The sequence below is a fragment of the Modestobacter excelsi genome (assembly GCF_005930495.1).
Lineage (GTDB): Bacteria > Actinomycetota > Actinomycetes > Mycobacteriales > Geodermatophilaceae > Modestobacter > Modestobacter excelsi.
In genome coordinates, this window is record NZ_SJEX01000003.1 from 20,945 (window position 1) to 34,635 (window position 13,691).

A 13,691-nucleotide genomic window follows, 5' to 3' on the forward strand; every position below is an offset into this window, starting at 1 on the left:
GGGCAGATCCCTGCCCGGCCCACCCCCGATGACGAGGGAGACCACGTGAGGACCATCCAGCACTGGATCGACGGCGCGGAGACGAGGGGGGACTCGACCCGCGTGGCCGCCGTGTTCGACCCCGCGACCGGCGAGCAGCAGGCCGAGGTCCTCCTCGCCGAGCAGGCCGACGTGGACCGGGTGGTGGCCGCTGCGGCGGCTGCGTTCGAGGACTGGTCGCAGTCCTCGTTGTCCCGGCGGACCGGGATCCTCTTCGCGTTCCGCGAGATCCTGCACCGCCGCAAGGACGAGGTCGCCGCGGCCATCACCGACGAGCACGGCAAGGTGCTCTCCGATGCGGCCGGCGAGGTCCAGCGCGGCCTCGAGGTCGTCGAGTTCGCCTGCGGCATCCCGCAGCTGCTCAAGGGCGAGTACTCCGACCAGGTGTCCACCGGGGTGGACAGCTACAGCTTCCGCCAGCCGCTGGGCGTGGTCGCCGGCATCACGCCGTTCAACTTCCCGGCGATGGTGCCGATGTGGATGTTCCCGGTGGCGATCGCCTGCGGGAACACCTTCGTGCTCAAGCCCAGCGAGCGGGACCCCTCGGCCGCGGTGCTCCTGGCGGAGATGTGGGCCGAGGCCGGTCTGCCGCCGGGCGTCTTCAACGTCCTGCACGGTGACAAGGTGGCCGTCGACGGACTGCTGGACCACCCCGACGTCGCCGCCGTGTCCTTCGTCGGGTCCACGCCGATCGCTCAGTACGTGCACGAGCGCGGCACCCGCAGCGGCAAGCGCGTGCAGGCGCTCGGCGGGGCGAAGAACCACGCCATCGTGCTGCCCGACGCCGACCTCGAGTTCGCCGCCGACCACCTGGCCGCCGCGGCGTACGGCTCGGCGGGGGAGCGGTGCATGGCCATCTCGGCGACCATCGCGGTCGGCTCGGTCGGCGACGAGCTCATCGACGTCCTCGACCGGCGCAGCCGCGCGGTGCGCGTCGGGCCGGGCCGGGAGCCCGGCAGCGACATGGGACCGATCGTCACGCAGGCCTCCCGGGACCGGATCGTCTCGCTGATCACCTCGGGGGAGGAGAGCGGGGCGAAGGTCGTCGTCGACGGCCGGGACCTCGTCGTCCCCGGGCACGAGAACGGCTTCTTCGTCGGCCCGACCCTCGTCGACCAGGTGAGCCCGGAGATGGAGGTCTACCGCGAGGAGGTCTTCGGGCCGGTGCTGTCGGTGCTGCGCGCCGGCACCGTCGACGAGGCCATCGACCTGATCAACGCCAACCCGTACGGCAACGGGACGGCGATCTTCACCTCGCACGGCGGGGCGGCCCGGAAGTTCGCCCGCGGCGTGGAGGTCGGGATGATCGGCATCAACGTCCCGGTGCCCGTGCCGATGGCCTACCACTCCTTCGGCGGCTGGAAGAACTCGCTCTTCGGCGAGCACCACGTGCACGGCCCCGACGGCGTGCGGTTCTACACCCGGGCCAAGGTGGTCACCCAGCGCTGGCCCGAGCTCGAGCGGGACGCCTCCTTCGACATGCCCACCGCGCGCTAGAGCCGCGTCGCCCAGCGCCACCTCGGCCGCCGACCGGCGGCGGGCCGTCCGGCCCGTCGCCGGTCGGCGCGTGCCCGCAGAACAGCAGGTCAGCCGCGTACCGGCGACGCCGGCCGGCCGTTGGAGACGTTTCGGCAACGGGCCGGGGCCGACCCCTTGACGGCGCCAAAATGTGATCTCTACCATCCGGTTCATCGTCAATCGATTATCGGTTGATCAGCCCGGGAGCGGTCCGCCGTTCCCCAGCCAGGGAGCAGGAGAGTCAATGAGGACACCCAGGAGCCGGCTGAGTGGTGCGGGGAGGCTCGCGGCCGTCACGACCGTTGTGATGCTCGGCCTCGTCGCGTGCGGCGGTGGCAGCGGCGGTGGGGACGACGCGGCGAGCACGGGGTCGGAGTCCGCAGCCGCACCGGCGGACGCTCCCGAGGGAGCCATCAAGATCGGTGTGCTGACGACCTGCGGTGGTCCGTTCGCCACGTTCGAGGGCCAGTCGCTGTCCGGCGCCAAGTACGCGCTGATCGACCAGGCCGGGGGCAAGGCCGACGGCGCCGAGCCGCAGGACCAGGTGACCGGCGCGACCGTGGCCGGCACGCCGGTCGCGGTCAGCTACGGCTGCTCGGACGCGACGCCGGACAAGGCGGTCGCCGAGGCCCGCCGCCTGGTCGAGAACGTGGGCGTGCAGATCCTGCTCGGCCCGCTCTCCGGCGACGAGGGCGTCGCCGTCGCGGAGTACGCCAAGAGCCAGCCCGACGTCACCTTCGTCAACGGCACGTCCGGCGCGCAGTCCACGACCCTGTCGGTCAAGGCCCCGAACTTCTTCCGCTTCGGCGGCGACGGCGCGCAGTGGATGGCCGGCCTGGGCACCTACGCCTACAAGGAGAAGGGCTGGCGCAAGGTCGCCATCCTCGGCGAGGACTACTCCTACCCCTACACGCAGGCCGCCGGCTTCGTCAGCGAGTTCACCGCGCTCGGCGGTGAGGTCACCGCCCGCAGCTGGGTGCCGTTGACCCAGACCGACTGGTCGTCCCCGGTGGCGCAGCTGCCGCGCGACGTCGACGGCGTGCTGCTGCTGACCGGTGGCACCAACACCGTGGCGGCGGAGAAGGCGTTCATCCAGGTCGGCAAGGACCCGGGCGACTTCCTGCTCGGTGGCTCGTCGGTCATGGACCCGACCTCCTTCACCGTCGGTGACCAGCTCGACGGCCTGGTCGGCGGCTCGCCGGTGCCGCTGGGCAGCGACGAGCAGGCGTGGCAGGCCTACGTCGACGGGTTCAGCAAGGAGTTCCCCGACGTCGACCCGCAGAGCCTCTTCACGGCGCTGTACTTCAACGGCATGCAGGTGGTCCTGGACGCCCTCGACCAGGTCGGGGGCAAGCTCGACGACCCGGCCGCGTTCCAGCAGGCGCTGGCAGCGGAGGCGCCGACGTTCCCCAGCGGCGCGGTCACCCTGGACGAGAACCGCAACTCGGTCCAGCCCAACTACGTCGTGCAGATCGTCGACAACGGCGGGGAACTCGGCTTCAAGCTGATCTCGACCGTCGAGGACGTCGACCAGACCTTCGGCGGTCTGTTCGGGCCCTCGTCGCCGGACCCGAGCCGCGACGAGCCCGCGAAGGCCACCGGCAACCCGCCGCCGTGGTCGAACGACTGACCGGCTGACCCAGACCCCGTCGGCACGGTGCGCGCCGCGCACCGTGCCGACGGGCACGTGCACCCCCGCACGTGACACGAGGAGGAACGATGACCGAGCTGGCTGACCTGCACGCGACGACGAGCGGGCACGGGGGTGTCGTCCCGCCCCTCCTGCGGATGGCGCAGGAGACCCCGACCCGGCTGTGGAACGACTCGGCCACCCCCGCCGAGCTCTCCGCCGCCATCGGCTGGGGGGCGGTGGGCGCCACCTGCAACCCGGTCATCGCCCTCGCGGCCCTGCGCAGCGACCTGCCCCGCTGGCAGCAGCGCATCCGGGCCCACGCCGCCGCGCACCCCACCGCGACGGAGTCCGACATCGGCTGGGCGATGGTGCAGGAGCTCTCGGTCGAGGCGGCCGCGCTGCTGGCCGACGCCTTCGCCGAGCACCGCGGCCGCAACGGCCGGCTGTCGGTCCAGACCGACCCGCGGCTCCACCGCGATGCCGACGCGCTCGTCGCCCAGGCGGTCGCCTTCGACGCGCTCGCCCCCAACGTGATCGTGAAGATCCCGGCCACCGAGATCGGCATCCGGGCGATGGAGGAGGCCACCTACCGCGGCGTCAGCATCAACGCGACCGTCTCCTTCACCGTGCCGCAGGCCGTCGCCGTCGCCGAGGCGATCGAGCGCGGGCTGCAGCGGCGCGAGGCCGACGGGCACGACGTCAGCTCGATGGGACCGGTCTGCACGATCATGGTCGGGCGGCTGGACGACTGGCTGAAGGCGGTCGCCAAGCGCGACGTCGTCACCGTCGACCCGGGCGTGCTGGAGTGGGCCGGCGTCGCGGTCTTCAAGCGGGCCTACCAGGTGTTCGGCGAACGGGGGTTCCGCACCCGGTTGCTGTCGGCCGCCTTCCGCAACCACATGCACTGGAGCCAGCTCGTCGGTGGTGACGTCGTCATCTCCCCGCCGTTCGAGTGGCAGGTCCGGCTGAACGCGAGCGGGATCGAGCCGGTCGCGCGGATCGACGAGCCGGTCGCCGCCGCCGTCCTCGAGACCCTGTACACCCGGTTCCCCGAGTTCCGGCGGGCCTACGACACCGACGGCATGACGCCGGCCGAGTTCCAGGACTTCGGCGCCACCCGCAAGACGCTGCGCCAGTTCCTGGCTGCGGACGCCGAGCTGGAGGCCCTGGTCCGCGACGTGCTGCTGCCCGACCCGGAGAAGTAGCGGTCCAGCCCCCGCAGGGCCCGCCGCCAGCATGCCGGCGGGCCCGTCGGGTGCCGGGTCGAGCACCCGTTCGCCGTCGGGACCTACGTGTCCGACCACGTGCACACGCGCGGAGACGAGTACTCGGTCGTCACCGAGGGCGAGGTCGGTTCCCGCTCAGGGGACAGGGAGGTGGTGCTCGGCCCGGGTGGCTATTCCGTGACGTCGCCGATCTCTCCGCCAGCGGCGAGACCGAGCTCGCCAGGTTCGTCGCGCTCGTAGGTGAGCTGCAGGTCGTCCTCCCAGGGGCCGCCGTTCCGCGACATGGTGCCCCTGGCGTCGAGCCGGCTGCCATCGCCGGCGACGGTGAGGACCATGCGCTGAGCGAACCCGGCCTCGTCGCGGTGCCACGACACCTCGCCGTCGCCCACCTCGACGGTGTACCGGCGGGAGACGTCCCGCTCGTCGAAGTAGATCATCGTGAAGGTGCCGGCTGCGTCGTCCGAGCCGATCACCGCCACGCCGCTGGGGATCCCCGGCCCATCGATCTCGGAGCGCATCAGCACGAAGGCGCCGCCCTCGTGCCAGGCGAACGACGTACGGCCGTGGAAGGTCGTCCCTGGCACCAGCGGGTGCGTCCCGGTCGTGCGCCAGTCGCCCAGCAACGGCGCCAGCGGTTCCAGTGCGGGGTTGGGTCGCTGCGCCTCACTGCCGATCGGTGTCGTCATCCGCAGGATGGTCCCAGTCCGCGTACGTCATGCCCCCGCTGCGAGGCCGCCCCTCACCGCGACGGCATGGCCCCTCGGCCATTGCCGGCAGGGGGCGCGCTCGACAGCCGCCCGCTCCCTGTCACTCGCGCTGACCGTCGGCGGGCGATGGGAGGGTGACGGCTGTGACGGACCACCTGCGCACCGACCTGAGCAACAGCCGCTTCGAGGAGGTCGACTTCAGCGGGTCGCGCTTCCGGAACGTCTACTTCCAGGACACCGTGATCCGGGGCGCCTGGCTCCAGCGGGTCGAGATCGACGGCCACCTCGACGGTGTGACGGTCAACGGGGTCGACGTCGGCCCGCTGATCGAGGCGGAGCTCGACCGCCGCGACCCCGACCGCACGCTGCTGAGGCCCACCGATGCCGAGGGATTCCGGCGGGCATGGGAGGTCGTCGTGCGCCGGTGGGACGCCGCCGTCCAGCGCGCCCGGGCCCTGCCCGAGGACCTGTTGCACGAGCGGGTCGACGACGAGTGGTCCTTCATCGAGACCCTGCGGCACCTCGTCCTCGCCACCGACGCCTGGGTCCTGCGGGCCGTCCTGGGCGACCCGGCGCCCTACCACCCGCTCGGTCTGGTGCACACCGAGATGCCCGCCGACACCCCGGCAGTGCCTCGTGACACGGGAGCGAGACCCTCCCTCGACGAGATCCTCGCCGTGCGCACCCAGCGGATGGCGACAGTGGCGCGAGTGCTCCACGAGCTGACCGACGAGCAGCTCGACGAGATGACCCAGCCGGTGCTCGAGCCGGGGTACCCCACGTCCGAGTCGTTCCCGGTACGCCGCTGCCTCAGCACGGTGGTCAAGGAGGAGTGGCTGCATCGCGAGTACGCCGAGCGCGACCTCGCCCACCTCGAGCGGCAGTCGGCGTGACGTGACTGTGGCGGGATCAGTGAGCCCGTAGCTCCCGCACCACCAGCTGCCGCGGAGGTCGAAAGCCTCTACGGCGGCCCGACCGGTGGTGGGACGGTGACCAGACCCCCATCGCGCTGGAGGCGTGATGATCTTCCGCTTTCACCTCGAGACGACAGCAACGCCGGATCAGGTCTTCCGCGCCTTCACCGACTTCAGCGACCGCCGCCTGGAGGTGTGGAAGAAGAGCCTGGACCGCAGGAAGTACGAGGTCCGCGAACGGGGTGCCACCTCTGCTGTCGTCAGGGAGGGGAGCGCCGGGACCAAGATCTGGGTCCTCCTGCGCTACGACTGGGAGCCGGGCTTCGTGCGCTGGTCACTGGTGGACAGCGATCACTGTGCTGCGGGGCGTGGTGAGGTCCGGATCAGCCCACGCGACGGTGCCGGCAGCCGCGTCGACGTCCTGATCGACCACTCGCGACCGCGGGGGGTGCGCGGAACGGTGATCCTCCTCGCGCAGCGGGTGCTCGGTCCCGTCCTGTTCCCGAGGATGTGGAAGTCCACGCTCGATCGGTTCGCTGCCGACCAGCAGCAGTTGAGCTGACGGTCCCGCCGCAGGGTGGCGCCACCGCTGCTGGCCTGCGGGAACGACCGCCCAGGTCGTCCTCGCGTCCACACCGCCAGGATGGCCCCCGCAAGCCGGCGGACCTGACCCGAGCAGCCGCGTGTCGCTGTGCTGAGCTCGTGGAAGCCACCTGGCCGGGTTCGGGCATGAGCTCCGCCCCGGTTGTCGGTGGTCTCCGCGAGGATCCCGCGTGGGGTGTCGATCCGGCGCCCTCCCGTTCGTCGTCATGACAACGGTCCGATCCGCGGGCCGCGACGTGAGGAGCCGACATGGCGCAGTACCTGGTGCTGATCTACGAGGACGAGGCCGCCTGGGCCGCCGGCGGGCCGGCCGCAGAGGCCGTGTCGAAGGGGCACGCCGAGTTCGGCCGGGAGCACGCCGAGGTGGTCCTCGGCGGCAACGCGCTGCAGCCGACGGGCACCGCCACGACCATCCGGGACGGTGTGGTCACCGACGGGCCGTTCGCCGAGACCAAGGAGGCGCTCGGCGGCTACTACCTCATCGAGGCCGACGACCTCGACCAGGCGCTCGCGATCGCCAAGGAGGTCCCCACACTGGCCGGGGGCGTCGAGGTGCGCCCGGTTCTGGTCCTCGGCTGAGCTGATGTCCGCGGCCGCCGCCGCCGTGGCGGACGCGCACCGTCGCGAGTGGGCCCGGGTGCTCGCCGCGACGGTGCGCGTCACCCGCGACCTGGACCTCGCCGAGGAGTGCGTCCAGGAGGCGTACGCCCGCGCGCTGACGGTCTGGCAGGAGGGCGTCCCGGCCAACACGGGTGCCTGGCTGACGACGACGGCACGCAACCGGGCGCTCGACGAGTTGCGCCGCACGGCGACGCTGCGCGGCAAGCTGCCGCTGCTGGTCGAGCCCGAGGGCGATCCGGTGTGCGGCGGGGCGTCGCCGTTCCCGGACGACCGGCTGCGGCTGGTGTTCACCTGCTGCCACCCGGCGTTGGCGCCGGAGGCACAGGTCGCGCTGACGCTGCGGCTGCTCTGCGGGCTGACCACCGCGGAGGTGGCCCGGGCCTTCCTGCTGCCGGAGGCGACGATGGCGGCCCGGATCACGCGGGCGAAGAAGAAGATCGCCGCCGCACGGATCCCGTACGCGGTCCCGCCGGCGGCCGAACTCCCGGACCGGGTGGACGCGGTGCTCACCGTCGTCCACCTGCTGTTCACCACCGGGCACACCGCCGCCTCGGGACCGGCACTGCGACGGCCCGACCTGGTGGAGCGCGCCCTGGACCTCGCCCGGATGGTGCGGTTGCTGCTCCCGGGGGACGCCGACGTGGCCGGGCTGCTCGCGCTGATCCTGCTCACCGACGCTCGGCGGGAGACCCGCGTCGGGGCGGACGGCCGCCTGCTGCTGCTCGAGGAGCAGGACCGATCACGGTGGGACGCCGCCGCGATCGCCGAAGGCGTGGCGCTGGTGCGCGAGGCGCTGCGCCGTCGTCCGCCGGGGCGGTTCGCGCTGCAGGCCGCCATCGCAGCCGTCCACGCCGGGGCGCCGCGGTGGGAGGACACCGACTGGCGCGAGGTCGTGGCGCTCTACGACCTGCTCCGCGACAGGTGGCCCTCGCCGGTAGTGGCGCTCAACCGTGCCGTCGCCGTCGGGCTGGCCGAAGGCCCCGCCGCCGGACTCGCCGAGCTGGACCGCCTCGCCGCCGAGCCGCAGCTGGCCCGCTACGGCTACCTGGCCGCGGCGCGGGCGGACTTCCTCCGCCGGCTGGGCCACGCCGACGAGGCCCGGCTCGCCTACGAGGAGGCGTTGCTGCTCACCGAGAACGCGGTGGAGCGCCGCTTCCTGCTCGAGCGGCTGGCCGCGCTGGCATGACCGGAGCGACGAGCCCAGAGCTCGAACACGTGTCCTCGAAGGCGCCTTCTGTCCCTAATCGGCCGACCACGGGACGGCCCGCGTTCCGCTCACGACTGCTGGCTCGACACCGGCGTCTGGACGTCGGGCCGGTGGACGCATCGCCTCCACGAGCACGCACGCCCCGGCTCCGCACGTGAGGAGGCCCGAGATCGCCTCCCACCACGGCCGAGCGTCCCAGGGACCGATCGCGTAGGTGAAGGAGGCGACGAGCGGTGATGCCAGGATCAGCAGCACCGCCGCGGCACTGCTCGCCCAACCGCGGGAGAGCACCGCGACGCGCGCGAACAGGAACGGCGGTACCAGGACCCAGAGCGAGATGGTGACGTTCGAGCCCACGGGGCTGACAACGACGCCCTCGAGACCCGAGCGAAGGGCCGCCAGAGCGACGCCCACCACGATCAGCACGGTCGCGAGGAGGGCCACCGCGGAGGGGAGCCCCGGCTTTCGTCCGGTCAGGGCCCAGGGCAGCGGGAGGAGAGCGACTGCGAGGACGAGCAGCGACGCACCGGCCAGTTGTGCGGCCACCCCCGCGGGCATCCACGGCTCCTGGGGTGGGAGGAAGTCGTAGAGGTGGTCCATCCGTGTCTCGCACTTCTGGGTCTCCTGATCCCCGCGCCATGGGCATGCACCGGCCCAGCGCTGCCAGGACGCGGCGTACAACAGGCCCCCGGACGCCACCAGCGTCGTCGCCACCCAGACCCTCGAGATCCTCAGCACCAGGGCTCCCTCCCACCGCAACGTGTGTGGCGCCTCGGCAGGCAACGTGTCCGTGCTGAGGATCCATCGGTCCGTCGAGTGTCCTGGAGCGGCCGCTCAGGGACATGAAGCGTGGATCAGGCCCCTTGTCATCGACTGCGGGGAAAGAACGGTCGGAGTCCGATGGGACGTCGGAACGGTGTCCAGGCACCCTCGGCCAAGCCCAGCCGGTCGGCCAGCAGCCACAAGACCGCCGGGTTGCAGGCGAGGCCGAGGTGGCTACCGCGGACCTCGACGTTCTCCCGCCGGGCGCGGAGCTCGTACCGGCACGACGCCCAGTCGACGATCCCGTCGGCCCGCGTGTAGACCGACGTAGCTGGCACGCGGAGTGAGCCGCGCTCGGCCCAGGGCCTGGGGAGCGCTGCTGTCGTGCGCAACAGGTCGGTGCCGCCGTCGACGATCCCCGAGGCCGTGCGCACCCAAGGAGCCCATCGCACCACCGGGGTTCCCAGGGTGACGATCCCGCGGACGCTGCCCGGCGCTGCCCGGGCCAGCTCCTGGGCGTACATCCCGCCGAGGCTCCAGCCGACCAGACTGACCCGCCGTCCCGAAGTCTGGTGCAACCGATCGAGGTGCGCGCGCAGTTCCTGCACAACACGGCCTGTGGGACCCCGGTTGATGCCCAGGCTCCACCCGGACACGTTGTGGCCCAGGGCCCGCAGCGCGGTCCGGAGCGACAGCGTGGCGGGGTTGCCGGTCATCAGCCCCGGCAGCACGAGGACGGGGTGGCCGTCACCCCGGCGCGCAGTCGCGAGCATCGGCCAGGTAGCTGCAAGAGCAGCGACGTCCAATCCGGCCCGCGGCGGCTCGGTGAGGAGCGAAGCCCGCGAGGCGACGCGCTTGACGGCAGACACCCGGACAGCATCCCCCACGCGAGACGTCCCCATCGACAGGCCGTCCGAGGCCAGACCTCTCCACCTGACCGAAGTGGTGGCGTCCCTGAAGCCGCCTCGTGTCCCTGGGCAGCCCATCGAGGGACACGGCGAGATAGCCGTCTCGGACGCCGGCGCCCGCGCGGCGGGCTGCGTTCCTACTGCTCTGGAGCGTTGGTCACCCGATACACCCGATAGTCCACGCGGGGTCCAGGAAGTAGCCGGCCCTGCCCGAGGAACATCGTGTGGTTGACCCAGGAGTAGCGCTCGTCACCAGTCTCGAGACGGAGGCTGGTGAAGAAGTACTGATCCCCGAAGTCGGTCGACACGTTCTCGCCGCGGTTGAGAGCGACGAAGTCCGGCGTCACTTCGATGAACCCGGAGTACTGGAAGTAGATGTGGGCGCCGTCGAGGGTCCGCAGGGTCGTTCGAACGTCGACACGGAGGTAGCCGTCAGGGCCGATGAGGCTCCAGTCGGCGCCGGCTCCTACGAGTGCACCCTTGAGGCGCTCACCGGTGAGCTCCCCGCCCGTTATCGTGGCAATGGCGCGTTGCCCGAATGGCCCAGGCCCGACCATGACCACGTCGAGATCGGCGTAGAAGGCGAACTCCTCGACGAGCTGAGCTGCAGGTGCGGGTGCGTTGTCTGCCATGACTCCGCCTTGGGTGCGTTCGAGGTGTCGATCGTAGGAGGCCCGCCCTGCGCCGAGGAGCGGACGGGTTTCGTGCGTCGAGCTTCTACGTGTCAGTGGATTCGGCCGAGGGCGTCGGCGAGCTCGTCGGGCATCGACGTCATGGGCGAATGGGATGACGGGAGCCGGAGACGGTGGTCGGCGGCGGCGGCCATCTGCTCCTGGGCGGCCGGGGGAAGGGCCCGGTCCTGCTCGCAGATGATGTAGGTCGTCGGGTGGCCGCGGTCAGGCGCGGTGCTGGGATCGGTGCCGCTGGCCACTGACTGTGGCAGGAATCGACGAAGGTCGGGATAGGCGCGCTCCGGACCGACGTCGGCGCACAACGCCTGCCGGAGCAGCTCGAGATCATCGGTGGTCCTGAGCGTTCCATCCTCGTGCGGCGACACCCACGTCGGCGGCGGCCCCCCGGCGAGCAGCTCCATCACCAACTGCCCCCGCTGCGGCCAGAACGCGGCGAGGTAGACGCTGTGGGCGACCGCCGGATGATCGGCGAGTTCGGTGATCACCATCCCGCCATAGGAGTGACCCACGAGGACGACGGGTTCCCCGACTCGTTCCACTGCCTGCCTCACAGCATCCGCGTCGGCGGCCAGGCCTCCGAGTGCCGCGGGATCGGTCCCACCGCTCGGTAGCTGCTCGATCACCTCGACGCGATGCCCAGCCTTCCTCAGCCGGTCCGCGACCTCGTTCCAGTACCAGCCCCCGACCCACCCACCGTGCACGAGCACGAAGTTGGTCATCGCAGCAGTGTGATGCTCGTCACTTTCTGACTGCAATGGCCGACCGTCCTGAGTCCCGACCCCGCCGGGCACCTCCATAGGCGGCATGCCGGACGAGGCCGAGCTGTCCTGATCCGTGTCCCACAGGCCGCCTACGGGGTGGGGGGTCAGGCTCGCGGCAGTTCGCGACGGGGCGTCGGGGGCCGGTCGGGCTCAGGCGCCTGGCATCAGCAGGACCGGCTTGACGACCTCGCCGGCCTCGGTGTCGGCGGCCGCCTGGTTGATCTCGTCGAGCCGGTAGTGGGTGATCAGCCGGTCGTAGGGCAGCAGGCCGCGCCGGTGCAGGTACCACAGCCGCGGGATGGTGCGCGCCGGGGTGCTGTCGCCCTGCAGGACCCCGCGCACCGTGAGGCCCTTGGTCATCGCCTCCAGCATCGGGATGCCGCCCAGCTCGCCCGGTGCGGCCGTGCCGACGTAGGCGCAGGTGCCCAGTGAGTCCAGCGAGCGCACCGCCTGGGTCAGCACCTCCGGGACGCCGGTGGTCTCGAACGCGAACTCGACGCCCCGGCCACCGGTGGCCTCGCGGATCGCCTCGACCGGGTCGACGTCGGTGGGGGAGACCAGGTGGGTCGCGCCGAACTCGGCGGCCAGCGCGAGGCGGGAGGCCCGGCGGTTGACCGCGACGATCGTGGTGGCGCCGCACAGCCGCGCGGCCATGATCGCGCACAGCCCCACCGAGCCGGCACCGAAGACCGCGATCGACGAACCGGGGGAGACGCGCAGGACGTCCAGCACGGTGCCCGTGCCGGTCTGCACGCCGCACGCCAGCGGCCCCGCGATGCGCAGGTCGACGTCGTCGGGCACCGGGACCACGCTGCGGGCGTCGGCGACCGCGAGGGTGCTGAACGACGACTGACCGAAGAAGTGGTCGCCGACCGGCTCGCCGCCGGCATCGGTGGTGGCCACGGTGCCGTCCGGACGGCGGCACCCGAACTTCAGGCTCGCGATCGAGTCGCAGTAGGCCGACCGGCCGGTGCGGCACCGCACGCACGTGCCGCAGGACGGGAAGCTGAGGACGACGGGGTCGCCGGGAGCGATGCCGCGGACCTCGCTGCCCACCTCCCGCACCACGCCGGCGCCCTCGTGGCCGACGACCGCCGGCAGCACCCCGGGCCGGGAGTCGCGCACCAGCAGGTCGGTGTGGCACATGCCGGCGGCCACGACCTCGACGAGGACCTCGTCGGGTCGTGGCTCGCCGACCTGCACCTGCTCGACCAGGAACGGGCCGCCCTGCCGGCGCACGACCGCAGCGGTCGCCGAAGCGCTCACTGGGTCGCCGTCAGGCCGCCGTCCAGCGTGAGGACCTGGCCCGTGACGAACGAGGACGCGTCGGAGCAGAAGAACAGCAGGGCGCCGACCAGGTCGTCGGCGTCGGCGATCCGGCGCAGCGGGATGCGCGCCACCAGGTTGTCGTAGAACCCCGGCTGGGCCAGCAGCGACGCCGCCTGCGGGGTGCGCACGAAGGTGGGGGAGATGGCGTTGACCCGGATGCCGTGCTTGGCCCACTCGGTGGCGTGCTGGCGGGTGAGCGCGTCCATGGCGCCCTTGGCGGCGACGTAGGCCGAGTAGCCGGCGTCGATGCCGAGCTGGCCGCGCACCGAGCTGATGTTGAGCACCGAGCCGCCGCGGCCACCGGCGATCATCGCCCGGGCGGCGGCCTGGGAGACCAGCAGCGCCGTCGTCAGGTTCAGGTCCAGGATGCGGTCCCACTCGGCCTGCGGGTACTCCTCGGCGGGGTACAGCGCGGTGCCCGCACCGCCACCGATGCCGTTCACCAGGACGTCGACCCGCCCGAAGGCGTCCAGCGTCTGCTGCACCGCGTCGTCCGCGGCGCCCTTGTCGGCCATGTCGCCGGCGATGACCAGCGCCTCGCCGCCCGCGTTCTCCACCGCCTTGCGGGCCTCGGCCAGCCGCTCCTCGGAGCGGCCGATGACGGCCACCTTGGCGCCGACGGCGGCCAGCGCGCCGCAGGTGCGGACGCCGACACCGCCGGAGCCGCCGGCGACGACGGCGACCCGGTCGCGGAGGGTGAAGCGCTGCAGTTCCTCGGTGGTGGGGCTGGTCATGGCGTGCGGGACCTCCAGGCGTCGGGGGAGCGGGGGC

Annotated in this window: 14 protein-coding genes; 7 read left to right on the top strand and 7 right to left on the bottom strand. The window is 72.2% G+C overall.

Going from position 1 to position 13,691, the window contains the following annotated elements; translation table 11 throughout:
* The first annotated feature begins 45 nt into the window (after positions 1–45).
* The 3 genes from FHL80_RS01915 (at position 46) to FHL80_RS01925 (ending at position 4,395) form a co-directional block, all read left to right on the top strand.
* On the top strand, positions 46–1,536 hold the full coding sequence (locus FHL80_RS01915; protein ID WP_138731789.1) for a CoA-acylating methylmalonate-semialdehyde dehydrogenase: 1,491 nt from the start codon (positions 46–48) through the stop codon (positions 1,534–1,536).
* A 328-nt stretch (positions 1,537–1,864) separates the two neighbouring features.
* Positions 1,865–3,187: an ABC transporter substrate-binding protein gene (locus FHL80_RS01920; protein WP_216870346.1), complete on the top strand. Its 1,323-nt coding sequence runs from the start codon at positions 1,865–1,867 to the stop codon at positions 3,185–3,187.
* 89 nt (positions 3,188–3,276) lie between these two features.
* Positions 3,277–4,395 (top strand): transaldolase family protein, encoded by a 1,119-nt coding sequence (locus FHL80_RS01925; protein WP_138731791.1) that lies wholly within the window; start codon positions 3,277–3,279, stop codon positions 4,393–4,395.
* A gap of 191 nt (positions 4,396–4,586) precedes the next feature.
* Here FHL80_RS01925 and FHL80_RS01935 read toward each other — a convergent pair whose 3' ends face one another.
* Positions 4,587–5,102, bottom strand: a complete 516-nt coding sequence (locus tag FHL80_RS01935; protein ID WP_138731792.1) for a hypothetical protein — start codon at positions 5,100–5,102, stop codon at positions 4,587–4,589.
* A 155-nt stretch (positions 5,103–5,257) separates the two neighbouring features.
* Between FHL80_RS01935 and FHL80_RS01940 the strand changes: the two genes are divergently transcribed.
* The 4 genes from FHL80_RS01940 to FHL80_RS01955 all read left to right on the top strand — a co-directional run bounded on the left by FHL80_RS01940 (position 5,258) and on the right by FHL80_RS01955 (position 8,447).
* Complete coding sequence (locus tag FHL80_RS01940; protein WP_216870347.1) at positions 5,258–6,016, top strand: DinB family protein; 759 nt, start codon at positions 5,258–5,260, stop codon at positions 6,014–6,016.
* A 127-nt stretch (positions 6,017–6,143) separates the two neighbouring features.
* The gene (locus FHL80_RS01945; protein ID WP_138731793.1) at positions 6,144–6,599 is read left to right on the top strand and encodes an SRPBCC family protein; all 456 of its coding nucleotides are present in this window, start codon (positions 6,144–6,146) and stop codon (positions 6,597–6,599) included.
* A 290-nt stretch (positions 6,600–6,889) separates the two neighbouring features.
* The gene (locus FHL80_RS01950) at positions 6,890–7,219 is read left to right on the top strand and encodes a YciI family protein (protein WP_138731794.1); all 330 of its coding nucleotides are present in this window, start codon (positions 6,890–6,892) and stop codon (positions 7,217–7,219) included.
* A 4-nt stretch (positions 7,220–7,223) separates the two neighbouring features.
* The gene (locus tag FHL80_RS01955; protein WP_138731795.1) at positions 7,224–8,447 is read left to right on the top strand and encodes an RNA polymerase sigma factor; all 1,224 of its coding nucleotides are present in this window, start codon (positions 7,224–7,226) and stop codon (positions 8,445–8,447) included.
* A gap of 54 nt (positions 8,448–8,501) precedes the next feature.
* Here the strand turns inward: FHL80_RS01955 and FHL80_RS01960 are convergent, their stop codons facing one another.
* The 6 genes from FHL80_RS01960 to FHL80_RS01985 all read right to left on the bottom strand — a co-directional run bounded on the left by FHL80_RS01960 (position 8,502) and on the right by FHL80_RS01985 (position 13,654).
* Complete coding sequence (locus FHL80_RS01960; protein WP_138731796.1) at positions 8,502–9,182, bottom strand: hypothetical protein; 681 nt, start codon at positions 9,180–9,182, stop codon at positions 8,502–8,504.
* 152 nt (positions 9,183–9,334) lie between these two features.
* Positions 9,335–10,003 carry an esterase/lipase family protein gene (locus FHL80_RS01965; protein ID WP_246078392.1) on the bottom strand — a complete coding sequence of 223 codons (669 nt, stop codon included), beginning with the start codon at positions 10,001–10,003 and terminating at the stop codon, positions 9,335–9,337.
* Positions 10,004–10,275: 272 nt separating this feature from the next.
* Positions 10,276–10,770 (bottom strand): DUF3237 domain-containing protein, encoded by a 495-nt coding sequence (locus FHL80_RS01970; RefSeq protein ID WP_138731798.1) that lies wholly within the window; start codon positions 10,768–10,770, stop codon positions 10,276–10,278.
* Positions 10,771–10,862: 92 nt separating this feature from the next.
* On the bottom strand, positions 10,863–11,549 hold the full coding sequence (locus tag FHL80_RS01975) for an alpha/beta hydrolase (RefSeq protein WP_138731799.1): 687 nt from the start codon (positions 11,547–11,549) through the stop codon (positions 10,863–10,865).
* Between the two features lie 192 nt (positions 11,550–11,741).
* On the bottom strand, positions 11,742–12,857 hold the full coding sequence (locus tag FHL80_RS01980; RefSeq protein WP_138731800.1) for an NAD(P)-dependent alcohol dehydrogenase: 1,116 nt from the start codon (positions 12,855–12,857) through the stop codon (positions 11,742–11,744).
* On the bottom strand, positions 12,854–13,654 hold the full coding sequence (locus FHL80_RS01985) for an SDR family NAD(P)-dependent oxidoreductase (RefSeq protein ID WP_138731801.1): 801 nt from the start codon (positions 13,652–13,654) through the stop codon (positions 12,854–12,856). The genes FHL80_RS01980 and FHL80_RS01985 overlap by 4 nt, the downstream gene beginning before the upstream one ends.
* Positions 13,655–13,691: the final 37 nt, after the last annotated feature.

Bases quoted from the DNA above. Each gene is read 5' to 3' on its own strand.
- FHL80_RS01955 (WP_138731795.1), top strand. From the start codon at position 7,224: ATGTCCGCGGCCGCCGCCGCCGTGGCGGACGCGCACCGTCGCGAGTGG.
- FHL80_RS01935 (WP_138731792.1), bottom strand. From the start codon at position 5,102: ATGACGACACCGATCGGCAGTGAGGCGCAGCGACCCAACCCCGCACTG.
- FHL80_RS01985 (WP_138731801.1), bottom strand. From the start codon at position 13,654: ATGACCAGCCCCACCACCGAGGAACTGCAGCGCTTCACCCTCCGCGAC.
- FHL80_RS01970 (WP_138731798.1), bottom strand. From the start codon at position 10,770: ATGGCAGACAACGCACCCGCACCTGCAGCTCAGCTCGTCGAGGAGTTC.
- FHL80_RS01975 (WP_138731799.1), bottom strand. From the start codon at position 11,549: ATGACCAACTTCGTGCTCGTGCACGGTGGGTGGGTCGGGGGCTGGTAC.
- FHL80_RS01965 (WP_246078392.1), bottom strand. From the start codon at position 10,003: ATGCTCGCGACTGCGCGCCGGGGTGACGGCCACCCCGTCCTCGTGCTG.
- FHL80_RS01945 (WP_138731793.1), top strand. From the start codon at position 6,144: ATGATCTTCCGCTTTCACCTCGAGACGACAGCAACGCCGGATCAGGTC.
- FHL80_RS01925 (WP_138731791.1), top strand. From the start codon at position 3,277: ATGACCGAGCTGGCTGACCTGCACGCGACGACGAGCGGGCACGGGGGT.
- FHL80_RS01920 (WP_216870346.1), top strand. From the start codon at position 1,865: ATGCTCGGCCTCGTCGCGTGCGGCGGTGGCAGCGGCGGTGGGGACGAC.
- FHL80_RS01950 (WP_138731794.1), top strand. From the start codon at position 6,890: ATGGCGCAGTACCTGGTGCTGATCTACGAGGACGAGGCCGCCTGGGCC.